12 protein-coding genes are annotated in these 12,707 nt (G+C 63.9%); 9 read left to right on the top strand and 3 right to left on the bottom strand.

Annotation, left to right across the window (positions count from 1 at the left end):
* Window positions 1-4 precede the first annotated feature (4 nt).
* From P3C39_RS13320 to P3C39_RS13285, 8 genes are all read left to right on the top strand, one after another.
* Complete coding sequence (locus tag P3C39_RS13320) at window positions 5-964, top strand: ABC transporter permease (protein ID WP_013528249.1); 960 nt, start codon at window positions 5-7, stop codon at window positions 962-964.
* 9 nt (window positions 965-973) lie between these two features.
* Window positions 974-1,798 (top strand): ABC transporter permease, encoded by an 825-nt coding sequence (locus P3C39_RS13315; RefSeq protein WP_013528250.1) that lies wholly within the window; start codon window positions 974-976, stop codon window positions 1,796-1,798.
* The gene (locus P3C39_RS13310) at window positions 1,798-3,468 is read left to right on the top strand and encodes an ABC transporter ATP-binding protein (protein WP_275953188.1); all 1,671 of its coding nucleotides are present in this window, start codon (window positions 1,798-1,800) and stop codon (window positions 3,466-3,468) included. Before P3C39_RS13315 ends, P3C39_RS13310 begins: the two co-directional genes overlap by 1 nt.
* A gap of 185 nt (window positions 3,469-3,653) precedes the next feature.
* Entirely contained in the window at window positions 3,654-5,243 is a 1,590-nt protein-coding gene (locus P3C39_RS13305; RefSeq protein WP_024501943.1) for an ABC transporter substrate-binding protein, read from the top strand.
* Window positions 5,244-5,340: 97 nt separating this feature from the next.
* Window positions 5,341-6,180, top strand: coding sequence for an alkaline phosphatase family protein (locus tag P3C39_RS13300; protein ID WP_024501944.1), 840 nt, complete (start codon window positions 5,341-5,343; stop codon window positions 6,178-6,180).
* A 170-nt stretch (window positions 6,181-6,350) separates the two neighbouring features.
* A complete protein-coding gene (locus P3C39_RS13295) occupies window positions 6,351-6,917 on the top strand; it encodes a sigma-70 family RNA polymerase sigma factor (protein ID WP_275953189.1) in 567 nt (188 codons plus the stop codon).
* Entirely contained in the window at window positions 6,914-7,582 is a 669-nt protein-coding gene (locus tag P3C39_RS13290) for an anti-sigma factor (protein ID WP_082826721.1), read from the top strand. The genes P3C39_RS13295 and P3C39_RS13290 overlap by 4 nt, the downstream gene beginning before the upstream one ends.
* Window positions 7,572-9,008 (top strand): S8 family serine peptidase, encoded by a 1,437-nt coding sequence (locus tag P3C39_RS13285; RefSeq protein WP_275953190.1) that lies wholly within the window; start codon window positions 7,572-7,574, stop codon window positions 9,006-9,008. Before P3C39_RS13290 ends, P3C39_RS13285 begins: the two co-directional genes overlap by 11 nt.
* On the opposite strand, the gene P3C39_RS13280 is transcribed toward P3C39_RS13285, so the two are convergent.
* Window positions 9,005-9,514 carry a hypothetical protein gene (locus P3C39_RS13280; RefSeq protein ID WP_027163786.1) on the bottom strand — a complete coding sequence of 170 codons (510 nt, stop codon included), beginning with the start codon at window positions 9,512-9,514 and terminating at the stop codon, window positions 9,005-9,007. The two genes, P3C39_RS13285 and P3C39_RS13280, sit on opposite strands and share 4 nt — an antisense overlap.
* A gap of 23 nt (window positions 9,515-9,537) precedes the next feature.
* Window positions 9,538-10,356 carry a class I SAM-dependent methyltransferase gene (locus tag P3C39_RS13275; RefSeq protein WP_024501949.1) on the bottom strand — a complete coding sequence of 273 codons (819 nt, stop codon included), beginning with the start codon at window positions 10,354-10,356 and terminating at the stop codon, window positions 9,538-9,540.
* Window positions 10,357-10,434: 78 nt separating this feature from the next.
* On the opposite strand from P3C39_RS13275, the gene P3C39_RS13270 reads away from it, so the two are divergent.
* Window positions 10,435-11,343: a LysR family transcriptional regulator gene (locus P3C39_RS13270; protein WP_275953191.1), complete on the top strand. Its 909-nt coding sequence runs from the start codon at window positions 10,435-10,437 to the stop codon at window positions 11,341-11,343.
* 119 nt (window positions 11,344-11,462) lie between these two features.
* Here the strand turns inward: P3C39_RS13270 and P3C39_RS13265 are convergent, their stop codons facing one another.
* Window positions 11,463-12,485 (bottom strand): substrate-binding domain-containing protein, encoded by a 1,023-nt coding sequence (locus P3C39_RS13265; RefSeq protein ID WP_224618329.1) that lies wholly within the window; start codon window positions 12,483-12,485, stop codon window positions 11,463-11,465.
* Window positions 12,486-12,707 lie beyond the last annotated feature (222 nt).

Raw genomic sequence — 12,707 nt, 5'->3', positions numbered from 1 at the left:
GGATATGTCCTCACCCATCTTGAAACTGGTGGCCCAGCGCGTTGCGCTGGGCATTCTGCTCTTGTTGGCCGTTTCGGTCCTGATCTTCGCCGGCACCCAGATCCTGCCCGGCGACGTCGCGCAAGCCATTCTCGGACAGTCGGCGACGCCGGAGTCGCTTGCCAATCTGCGCGAGCAGCTCGGACTCAACCAGCCAGCCTATCTCAGGTATTTTCATTGGCTGGGCGGCGTGCTGACCGGAGATCTCGGCACGGCCATGTCGAGCGGGCAGGACATCGCCACGTCGATCAAGGGACGGCTGTGGAACACGCTGTTCCTCGCCTTCTGGGCGGCGATCGTCGCCGTGCCGCTGGCGATCATCCTCGGCCTGATCGCGGTGCGCTACCGCAATGGCTGGGTCGACAAGCTGATCTCCGGGCTGGCGCTGGCCTCGACCTCGTTTCCCGAATTCTTCATCGGCTATGTGCTGGTCTATTTCTTCGCCGTGAAATGGCAGATATTCCCCGGCATTTCGACCGTCTATGACGGCATGCCTTTTGGCGAACGGATGCAGGCGATCGCCTTGCCGGCGACGGCGCTGACGCTGGTCGTGCTCGCCCACATGATGCGCATGACACGCGCGGCGATCCTCAATGTCATGCAGTCGGCCTATGTCGAGACGGCGGAACTGAAGGGCCTGTCGGCCTTCAACGTCATCCGCAAGCACGCCTTCCCCAATGCCATCGCGCCGATCATCAATGTCGTCATGCTCAACCTCGCCTACTTGATCGTCGGCGTCGTCGTGGTCGAGGTGATCTTCGTCTATCCGGGCATGGGACAGTATCTGGTCGACCACGTCACCAAGCGAGACGTGCCGGTGGTGCAGGCGGTCGGCCTGATCTTCGCCGCCGTCTATATCAGCCTGAACATCATTGCGGACATAGCGGCGATCGTCGCCAATCCGCGTCTCAGACATCCGAAATAAGGGGCGGATATGCTCGATATCAAACGCATCCCCATCCCTGCGCTGATCGGCATCGTGCTGACGGCACTGTTCGTGCTTGCGGCGGTCTTCGCCCCCTGGATCGCGCCGCACGGCAATGGCGAGATCGTCGGCGACGTCTGGGAACCGATGTCGGCTGCCCATTTGCTGGGCACCGATAATCTCGGCCGCGATCTGCTGTCGCGCATGATCTACGGCGCCCGCATCACTTTGTTCATCGCGGTGCTGGCCACCGCGCTGTCGTTCTCGCTCGGCGCCATCCTCGGCTTCTCGGCGGCGGTGTTCGGCGGCTGGTTCGATACGCTGCTGTCGCGTCTTGTCGACCTCTTGATGTCGATCCCGACGCTGATCATGGGTCTCGTCGTGCTGTCCGTACTGCCGACCAATCTGGTGACGCTGATCCTGGTGATGGGCATTCTGGATTCGACCCGCGTCTATCGCCTGTCGCGCGCGGTCGCCGTCGACATCAACGTCATGGACTATGTCGAAGCGGCGAAACTGCGCGGTGAGGGCAGCGGCTGGATCATCTTCCGCGAGATTCTCCCCAACGCATTGTCGCCGCTGGTTTCCGAACTCGGTCTGCGCTTCATCTACGCGGTGCTGTTCCTGTCGACGCTGTCGTTCCTCGGCCTTGGCGTGCAGCCACCGGACGCCGACTGGGGCGGCATGGTCAAGGAAAACAAAGACGGCATCGTGTTCGGCATCGCGGCCGCACTCATCCCAGCGGGGGCGATCGCGCTGCTGGCGATTTCCGTCAACCTGGTTGCCGACTGGGTGCTCAACCGGACGACAAGCCTCAAGGGAGGACGCGGGTGATGGCCGACACCAAAGCGAAGCTCGGGCAACCGAAGTCAGGCCTGCTGCTCGACATCCGCAATCTGCGCATCGAGGCTACCGTCTTCCCGCCCGGCGAACCGCCGAAGAACATCGTGCTGGTGCACGATGTCTCGCTGACGCTCGAGAAGGGCAAGGTGCTCGGCCTGATCGGCGAATCCGGCGCCGGCAAGTCGACTATCGGCTTGTCGTCTATGGGCTACGGCCGCGGCGGCGTGCGCATCACAGGCGGCGAGGTGATCCTGAACGGCCGCGACATCCTCAAGGGCGGCAAGGACGGCTTCCGCAAATTACGCGGCCGCGAGGTCTGCTATGTCGCGCAGTCGGCGGCCGCGGCCTTCAACCCGGCGCACAGACTGATGGACCAGGTGGTGGAAGCCACCCTGCTGCACGGCACCGCGACACGCGCCGAGGCCGAGAAGCGCGCGGTTGCGCTGTTCAAGAAGCTCAGCCTGCCGAACCCTGAAACCATCGGCGAGCGTTTTCCGCACCAGGTTTCGGGCGGCCAGTTGCAGCGTGTGATGACGGCGATGGCCCTGTGCTCCGAGCCGGACCTGATCGTCTTCGACGAGCCGACCACGGCGCTCGACGTGACGACGCAGATCGACGTGCTGGCGGCGATCAAAGACGCCATCCGCGACACCCATGTCGCTGCGCTCTACATCACGCACGACCTTGCCGTCGTCGCCCAGGTCTCCGACGAGATCATGGTGCTGCGCCATGGGAGGCTGGTCGAATGGGGCGGCACAAGGCAGATCATCAAGGAGCCGCGCCAGGAATACACCAACGCGCTGGTCTCGGTGCATGAGATCGAACACCAGGAGCAGAAGCCCGGCACGTCGCCGTTCCTGTCGGTGAAGAACGTCACCGCCGCTTATGGCCGCAGCCATATCAAGGTGCTGAAGGACGTATCCGTCGACATCTATCCGGGCCAGACGCTGGCCGTGGTCGGCGAGTCCGGCTCCGGCAAGTCGACGCTGGCGCGCGCCATCACGGGACTTTTGCCACCCGAACAGGGCACCGTCACCTTCGACGGACGCCCGCTGGCCAACAGGCTGGCCGACCGGCCGAAGGAGGATCTGCGCCAGTTGCAGATGATCTACCAGATGGCCGATGTGGCGATGAACCCGCGTCAGACCGTCGGCACCATCATCGGCCGGCCGCTGGAGTTTTATTTCGGCATGCGCGGCCGTGAGCGCGACAGACGCGTTGCCGAACTGCTCGACAAGATCGAGATGGGCAAGGGATTTTCCGACCGCTACCCGGCCGAGCTTTCCGGCGGCCAGAAACAGCGTGTCTGCATCGCCCGGTCGCTTGCCGCCAAGCCGAAGCTGATCATCTGCGACGAGGTGACCTCGGCGCTTGATCCGCTGGTGGCACACGGCATCCTCGAGCTGCTGCTGGAGCTGCAGAAGGAAGAGAACGTCGCCTATCTGTTCATCACGCATGACCTTGCCACGGTGAAGTCGATCGCCGATTCAATCGCGGTTATGTATCGCGGCGAGGTGGTGCGTTACGGCCCCAAGGGCAAGGTGCTGAGCCCGCCCTTCGACGCCTACACCGACCTGCTGCTCTCCTCGGTTCCAGAGATGGAAATCGGCTGGCTGGAAAAGGCAATCAAGGGACGGCGCATGGCCAGCGCGGGGAACTAAAGCAATTCCGGGAAAACTGGGAACCAATACTGCCGGAAGAAAAAGGCAGGCGCTTCCCCTGGAAATTGTGTCAGACCAAGCTGCCACATAGGGGCGTCAGCGACCGTCATCCGGATGCAACACTAGAGCGCCACACGTCCTTCGGGACGAGCGCCGCTCGCACGACTTTTAAACAGGGGTAGGACATGAAAACTGAACTCGATTATCTCGCCGAACTCGCCGGTCACGGCCGGATATCGCGCCGTGCCTTTCTTGGGCGCGCCGCCGCGCTCGGCGTATCGGCGGCCATGATGCCGGCGCTGGCCGGCAAGGCATTTGCCCAGACGGCGGTGAAGGGCGGTATCATCAAAGCTGGCCTGCAGGGCGGGGAATCCACCAACAGCCTCGATCCGGCGCTGAATCTCAGCCAGGTAACCTTCAGCTTCGGCAAGCTTTGGGGCGAGTATCTTGTGCGCCTCACACCGGACAACAAGCTGGTCAACCTGATTGCCGAAGAGATTGGCGCCTCAGCCGACGCCAAGACATGGACGATCAAGATCCGCGATGGCATCGAGTTCCACAATGGCAAGACGGTCGGCGCGGAGGACGTTGCCGCCACCATCGAGCGCCATGCGGACGAGAAGTCCAAGTCCGGAGCACTCGGCATCCTCAAGAACATCAAGGGCGTCAAGGCGAGCGGCAAGGAAGTCATCGTCACGCTCGGCGACGCCGATGCCGACTTCCCCTATCTGATGGCCGACTACCATCTCGTCATCCAGCCGAATGGCGGCAAGGACGATCCGAATGCCGGCATCAGCGCCGGACCCTACAAGGTTAGCGTCAACCAGCCAGGCGTGCGCCATGGCGGCGAGCGTTTCGCCAATTACTGGCTTGGCGACAAGGCCGGCCATGCCGACCAGGTCGAGATCATCGTCATCAATGATGCGACCGCACGGCTTGCAGCCTTGCAAGGCGGCCAGGTGCACATGATCAACCGCGTCGAACCCAAGGTCGTCGATCTGGTCAAGCGCATCGCGGGCGTTTCCATCGAGAACGTCTCGGGCAAGGGCTACTATCCGTTCAACATGTTCTGCGACACCGCACCTTTCGACAGCAACGATCTGCGCATGGCGCTGAAGCTAGCCATGGACCGCGACGAGATGCTGGAAAAGATCTTGCGCGGCTATGGCTCGGTGGGTAACGACTTCCCGATCAACGAGGCCTATCCGCTGTTTTCCGCCGATATCGAACAGCGCAAGTTCGATCCGGACAAGGCGGCGGCAGCCTACAAGAAATCAGGCCACAGCGGCTCGATCGTGCTGCGCACCTCGGACGTCGCCTTCCCGGGCGCCGTCGATGCCGCACAGCTCTATCAGCAGTCCTGCGCCAAAGCCGGCATCAAGATCGAGATCAAGCGCGAACCCGGCGACGGCTACTGGTCGGAGGTCTGGAACAAGCAGCCCTTCTCGCTCTCCTACTGGGGCGGACGCGCCACGCAGGACCAGATGTATTCCACCGGCTATGTCTCGACCGCCGACTGGAACGACACGCGCTTCAAGCGGCCGGAATTCGACAAGATGCTGTTTACCGCGCGCGGCGAGCTCGACCAGGCCAAGCGCCAGGCGATCTACCACGATATGGCAGTGATGATGCGTGACGAAGGCGGGCTGATCGTGCCCTTCTTCAACCAGTTCATCGACGCGGCCGCCACCAACAAGATCGGCGGCTATGCCAAGAGCCCTATCGGCGAAATGATGGACGGCTACGCGCTTGCCGAGTGCTGGCTCAACGCTTGAGCGGACCCTGATCGGCCGATTTCATCTATCAGAACGCCGTGTGCCCGGGACGGCACACGGCGTTCCCGTTTCAACCGCCAACCGCATGGAGCAGCCCGTGGCGCTCAAATCCAAGCTTCTGCTGATCATCCTCGATGGCGTGCCTTACCGGAACTGGCGCCGGCTGATGGGCAATCTCGAAGGCTGGGTGCAATCGGGCGAGGCGCAGGTCTGGAAGATGCGCTCGGTGCTGCCGTCGACCTCGGCCTGCTGCTATGCCTCGATCCACACCGGGGTTTCGCCGCAGGTGCACGGGATTCTCTCCAATGAGAACCGTTTCCGCGTCGAGCAGCCCGATATCTTCTCCGAGGTCAGCAAGGCAGGCGGCAAGACGGGGGCGGTGACCCATTCCTACTGGTCGGAATTCTTCCGCGCCTACCCGTTCGACCTGGTGGAGGGCATGGAATTCGACGAGCCAGGCGGGCCGATCACGCATGGCCGCTTCCACACCATGACCGGTTACAATCTTCGCAACCAGATGACGCCGAGCGATGTCGACCTGTTCGCGACGCTGACCATGCTGACGAAACGCCATGGCATCGACTACGGCATCCTGCACACCTGCACGCTGGATTCGATGGGACACCGCTTCGGCCACGACTGCCACGAGATGGACCATGCCGTCTATGCGATGGACGGCATGCTGGCCGCCTTCCTGCCGCGCTGGATCGAAGCCGGCTATGAGGTGATCGTGACCGCCGATCACGGCCAGACCGATCGTGGCCATCACGGCGGCCATGACGACGAGATGCAGGATTTCGCGCTGTATTATTTTGGACAAGGCAAAGGGCCGGATGCGGACACACTACTCGACCAGCTGCAGCTGGCGCCGACGGTGCTGAGCCGACTGGGCGTTCCCGTGCCCGCAACGATGAAGGCGAAGTCTTTCTTGGAGTGAGAAGCGATCCGCGAAGCTCTTCCCTTCTGCCCTTATGGGAGAAGGAAGAGGCGCACCTCTGGCAACCTCCGCGCTCTTCGGTTAGCCTCCGCAAAATTCCTTGGCGGAGGATGAACCTTTTTGGGCCGATCAGCGACAGAGCAGACAGGAGCCAGGCGGCTCGACCGGCCATGACGGCAGCGACGGAGACCGATCGCGCGCTTGTCGACCGGGTCGCGAAGGGCGACCGAGCCGCCGTGCGGCTCCTGTTCATGCGTCACCACGCGCGGGTCTACCGCTTCGTGGCGCGCCAGACGGGATCGGAAATGATGGCCGACGATATCGCCAACGAAGTCTTCCTCGAGCTGTGGCGCCAGGCGCCCGGCTTCGAAGGGCGTTCCGAAGTCTCGACATGGCTGCTCGGCATTGCCCGTTTCAAGGCGCTGTCCTTTCTGCGCAAGAAAAAGGAAGACTGGATCGACGACGAGGCCGCCGCCGCAGTGCCCGACGGCGCCGACACGCCGGAAGTCGTCACCATGAAGGAAGACAAGGCGGCCGCCCTGCGGCGCTTCGTCGACGCCTTGCCGGAAGAGCATCGCGTCGTCATCGATCTTGCCTATTATCACGGGCAGTCGGTGAGCGAGATCAGCGAGGTGCTCGACATTCCGGTCGCCACCGTCAAGACCCGGATGTTCTACGCCCGCAAGAAACTCGGCGAGGCTCTCAAGGTGGCCGGTTACGACAGGGGGTGGCCATGAGCGCCGCTGAAAAGATGTCGCGCCGCGACGAAATGGAAACGCTGCTGCCGTTCTACCTGAACGGCTCGCTGGAAGGTTCCGACCTGGAAGCGGTCGAGGAATGGCTGGCCAGCGATCCGGCCGCACTTGCCGCCCTTGGCGAAGCTGAAGCCGAATTCTCCGGCGCCACGGCCGCCAACGAAGCAATCCGGCCGCCGGCCGATGCGCTCAGCCGCTTTGCCAAGGCACTCGACGCCGAGGCCGGGCCTGCGCGCAAGCCGGCAGGATCGTCCTGGCTGGCGCAGGCCTGGGGCCGCTTCATGGCGGTGCCGGTCGGCGTCGCCTGGGCGGCAGCCGCGGTTCTGCTGGCGCTGGTCATGGTGCAGTCGTTTGTCGAACCCGGCGGAAAGGGCAATGATTTCGAGATTGCCGGCGCGCAAGACGATCTGGCGAAAATGCCGTACGCCCTGGTCAAGTTCAAGCCGGATGCGAAGATGTCGGACATTTCCGCCTTCCTCGGCAGCAACGGGCTGAAGATCGTCGGCGGACCGACCGCCGACGGCGTGTTCCGGCTTGGCATCCCTGCTGCCAACGCAGCCGACTACACCAGGCAAATCGGCCTTGTTGCCGCCCAGGCTTTCACGGAGACTGTGATCGAGGGAAGGAAACCGGTTGATGGCGGCTGAGGCGGTCATTCGATTTGCGGCAATGCTTGCGGCGGCGATGATAACCGTCGCCGTGCCCGCGTCGGCGCAGACCAAAGATCCCAATCCCGACCAGACGAAAATCGACTGCCGCGACGGGACCAATGCGGCAGGCGCCGACTGCGCCAAGGATGGCAGCGACACAGAGGGCGGATCGGATGCGGCGCAATCCGGCGCGGTGTTCCTGCCGGCCCTGATCGTCGACCTGTTTCCCAGCCCGGCGGCGCCCCCGACCCCTGTGCCGACGCCACGGCCCGAACCGGCGATGCCGCCGGCCGATACTCAAGCCGGCCCCCCGCCCGGTGGCCCGATCGTCTCGCCGACCGATCTCATTGCCGTTCAGCCGCGGCGCGCGGTGGTTGGCGACTTCGTACCCGACGAGGTGCTGGTGACCGTCGACGGCGATGCCGGCGCTATCCAGCAGATCGCCGCCTCCTTCGGCCTGCAGGTGCGCTCGCAGCGCCAGTCGCGCCTGCTTGGCACCACGCTGGTGCGCTTCGGCATTCCCGACGGCCGGCCCGTCGGCGTCGTGCTGGCGCAACTGGCCGCCGACGGCCGCACCCAGCGGCGCGAGCCCAATCACGTCTATTCGCTGCAGCAGGCCGCCGGCATCGTCAACTATGCGTTCGACCGCATTGCACTCGATTCCAAGCAGGCCAGCGGAGAAAACGTCCGCATCGCGGTGATCGACACAGGCATCGACGACACCAACCCGGCGCTCTCGGGCGTCATTGCCGGGCAGTTCGACGCCATGCCCGACGTGCCGATCGAAAAGCGCGATCACGGCACGTCGATCGACGGGCTGATCGCCGGCGTCGGCGCGCTGGAAGGCATGGCACCGGGCGCAAAAATCTATCACGCCCGCGCCTTCGAGGGCGGCAAGTCGACCATGGACGTCATCCTGTCGGCGCTCGACTGGGCGGCGGAACAGGACGTGCGCATCATCAATATGAGCTTTGTCGGGCCGAAGAACGATTTGCTCGGCGTCGCCTGCCGCAATGCCCGTGCGCTCGGCATGGTGCTGGTCGCCGCAGCCGGTAACAACGGGCCGAAGGCGCCCTATGGCTATCCGGCCGCCTTCGATGGTGTCATCGCGGTGACCGCCACCGATGCCAAGGACGGGCTGATGCCGCAGGCCAATCGCGGCGCCTATGTCTTCATCTCGGCACCCGGCGTCGAGATGGTGGCGCCGAGCGGCGCCGGCTCGGATGTGGTCACAGGCACCTCGTTTGCCGCGGCGATCGTGAGCGGCGCCATCGCCAATCTCATCCATGCCGCGCCCGATCGCTCGGCCGACGACATCGAAAAGGCGCTCGCGGCAACGGCCAGGGATCTCGGCCCCAAGGGACGCGACAATGATTTCGGCTACGGCCTGCTGGACATCAAGGCGGCGGCGGCAAAGGACTAGTCTGCGACAGTCCAAGCCGCGGCTTGCGGAGGACGCACCAGAAAATAGAACGCGACGATGTGCGTGATCATCAGCAGCGGCACGTAGATGATCGGGATCGCGTAGGTGGCGCCCAGTTCGCCCGCACGCTGGGGGAGGCCGACCTGGATGGCGTGGTAATAGTCTACGATCAGATCAACCGCCCCGACCAGATTGAAGGCGACGACGAGCGCCCAGAAGAGCCGAGGTATCCTTGCCGTGAGCAGCGCCAGCATGGCCAGCACTCCTGTTGCAAGGTCGCCGTAGGCAGCAAACACGGCAAAGCCGGCAGGCAAATCGGGGCTGACGACACCCGGAACGAGGAAGACCAGCCCGAAGAAGCGGAAGCTGTGCAGAGCGGCAACAGCGCGCTGCGCCGCGACCCGGTCCATCGACCTGAGCCACGGCAAACCGTATGTAGCGAAGCAAAGCAGCCACGCGACATAGCCCAGAACAAGATGGATTTGGAATAGGACTTCGGTGGACATCTGGCCTCCTCTCGACAATTGGTTCATGCGGCCTCGAACACTGCGGTCAGGATACCGAGCCGACCTTGCATAAGATTTCGTCCGAGGTTGGCCGCAAGCTCAGCGAAGTCCGGTCCCATCACCACGCCGAGATTGGGCGAAGGCGGCGGCCCCGACGCGCGCAACTGTGCGAACCACGCCTTGGCGGCGTCGGTGTCGTCTTGCCATGCCAGCATGCGGAAGCTGGCCGGTTCGATCGCCTCGCGCGTCGCACCGGCTGTTAGGAGAAAGCTCGTCGCCGGCGTTCTCGCCCAGGGAAGCGGATAGTGCGGCTCGCCTCCAGACAACACGACGTCGTATGTGGCAAACCTGCCGCCTGGCTTCAGCACGCGCCGAATCTCGCTGTAGAGCAGCGTCCGGTCAGAGATGTTCATCGCCACGTGCTGCAACAGCACCGCGTCGAAACGGCCATCGTCGAATGGGAGCTCCAATGCGCTGGCGGTCTGGAACGACAGCTGCCCGCTCTGTCCCGTGCGCTCGGTCAGATAGCGCGCGGCATCCACGAAAGGCTCGCTGAGATCCACGCCAGTAACCCGGCAGCCATAGGTCGCAGCCAGAAAGCGCGCCGGCCCACCGACGCCCGAGCCGACGTCCAGTATCGACATGCCGGCAGCGATCCCCGCCAATTGGGCAAGCTCGGCGGTGGCAGCTAGCCCACGGGTGTGAAACTGGTCCAGAACGCCCAATTGTTGGGGCGTGAGGAGCTGGTCCTCCGGGCCGAGGGCAGCCAACACCGTCTTCAGCCGCTCGGTCAGGCCCGTCGCGCGATAATGGTCGCGTACCCCTTCAAGTTCATCGGTCATCGCATGATGTCTCCTAGGTTCAGCTCATACCTAGGCCCACTTCCATAATTCGACTACCCGGCGTAATAACAACAACCTATGAAGCAGAACTACACAGTCCGACATGGTGCGCTGGAGGGCATCGAGGCGTTCCTGGCTGTCGCCAGGCACCGCAACTTCCGCCGCGCCGCAGCGCAACTCGGCGTGACACCGTCCGCCGTGAGCCAGGCGGTGCGCGCGCTGGAGGCACGCATGGGTGCGGCGCTGTTCGTCCGCACGACACGGAGCGTCGGCTTGACCGAGCCTGGCCAGCGGTTCCTCGATCGTGCCGGCCCTGCTTTCGAAGAACTCGTCGCGGCCGGCGAGGCCGTGCGTGACATCGGCCAACGGCCGACCGGTCTGCTGCGCCTGTCCGTGCCCCGCGCTGTCGTGCCGTTGATCCTGGAGCCAATGATCGCGTCGTTCTGCCGGGCTTACCCCGAGATCGAACTGGAGATCGCCGCGAGCGACGAGATGGTCGATCTCGCGGCCGGCGGGTTCGATGCCGGCATCCGTCTCGGCCAGTTCATCGCGGTCGACATGATCGCGGTGCGGCTAACCCCATCGTTCTCGTTCGTGGTCGTCGGCAGCCCTGACTATCTCAAACGCCACGGCCGCCCCGAACGCGTCGATGATCTGCGCAACCACGCCTGCCTGCGCTTGCGCCGTTCGAATGGCGCCATAGCGCCCTGGGCTTTCGTCGACGGCAACGAGGCGATCGAGGCGATGCTCTCAGGCCCGCTGATAGCGCACGATTATCCGACATTGCTCGGGGCCGCGATGCGGGGCGTCGGGCTGGCGCAGACGCCTCGACCAATCGCTGAAGCTCCGATAGCCGAAGGTAAACTGGAACCGGTGCTGGACGGCATCGCCGCCACGACGCCGGGCGTCTTCCTGTATCATCCCGGCAAGCGCCAAGTCCTGCCGAAGCTGCGCGCCTTCATCGACCACCTCAAATCCGCGGCGTGAGATATCGGAATCCGGCCCCCTTGCGGTGGTCTCCCTACTGCCGGCGTCGGGCGAGATTGATGCGGCGTGAGTGTCGCGTCTCAACTCGATCCCGCAGAGCACATGGATTTGATCTCCAGCTACGCCGGCGCACCGGCGACTGACCCTCTCACCACCAGGTCGACCGGCCAGACCTCGCCTCGCGCGCCCTCCTCCAGTCCTGAAATCCGTGCCGCCAGCCGCTCGGCGACACGGGCGCCGGCGAGACGGATCGATGAACGCGTCGTCGACAGCGGCACCGAGAAATTCTCCGGCCTCAGCCAGGGGAAGACATCGTCATGGGCGATCAGCGAGACGTCGCCCGGAATGCTCAAGCCGAGGTCGCGCACCGCACGCACGACGCCCAGCGCCATGATCAGGCTGGAGCAGGCGATCGCCGTCGGCGCATCGTCCCCTTCCAGCAAACGCCTGGTGGCGCGGTAGCCGTTCTCCTCGGTCATGTCGACCGAGCAGACATGGCGTTCGATCAATGTCAGTCCGCTCGCGGCGAGTGCCCGGCGCACGCCGCGTTCGCGATGGATGGCGAAGGTCTCGCGGTCGTCACCGTTGATCAGCGCCAGCCGCCGATGACCGAGCTGGATCAGCAGCCTGGCCGCTTCGTGGAAGGCGCCCTCATTGTCGATATCGGTGAAGGCGTAGTCGAAATCGAAGCCCTCACTGCGGCCATGGACGATGAAGGGAATGCCGAGCGTGTTGACCAGCGCCACGCGCCGGTCGGCGGGCCTTGGAGAGGAGATATAAACAGCGTCGACCTGCCGGTTGGCGACGATGCGCCGGTAGGTCGTCTCCTGGTCGTCGGCGTCGGCCGGCGACAGCACAAGGTCGAGCTCGTGCGAGCGGGCATAGTCGCCAAGGCCGGACAGGAACTCGACGAAATGCGGATCGATGTCGACGGACGCACCGGTCGGCAGGACATAGCCGATCATGCCGGTCTTGCCGGTCGCCAGCCGGCGCGCGCTCGGGTTGGGCCGATAGCCATGGCGCTTGGCGGCATCCATGACACGCCTGCGCGTCTCCTCGTTGACCTCGGGATAGCCGTTCAGCGCGCGGCTTACCGTGGTTTGCGAAAGTGCCAGCATGTGGGCGAGCTGCTTGAGGTTCACGAAAGTCTCCATTCCCTCAAAGCGCTTTTAAATTGAATCGACCCAAGTGCCACCGGGGCCGAGCCATACGAAGCCCAACCATAGACGCGGTTTGGGCATGTTTGAAACAAAAATTGCTGCTGCACTGCCATAATAGCGTGCTGCGACGCACTTTTTGGGCGCAAATGCGCGAACCTAAATCGATTGATTCGCCAGCCCCTTGACTTCCCCGCGATTCAATGG

The sequence above is a fragment of the Mesorhizobium sp. XAP4 genome, assembly GCF_029269325.1.
Classification (GTDB): Bacteria; Pseudomonadota; Alphaproteobacteria; order Rhizobiales; family Rhizobiaceae; genus Mesorhizobium; species Mesorhizobium ciceri.
The sequence above is the reverse complement of the archived record's forward strand: the minus strand, read 5'-3'. Positions and strand labels throughout refer to the sequence as shown.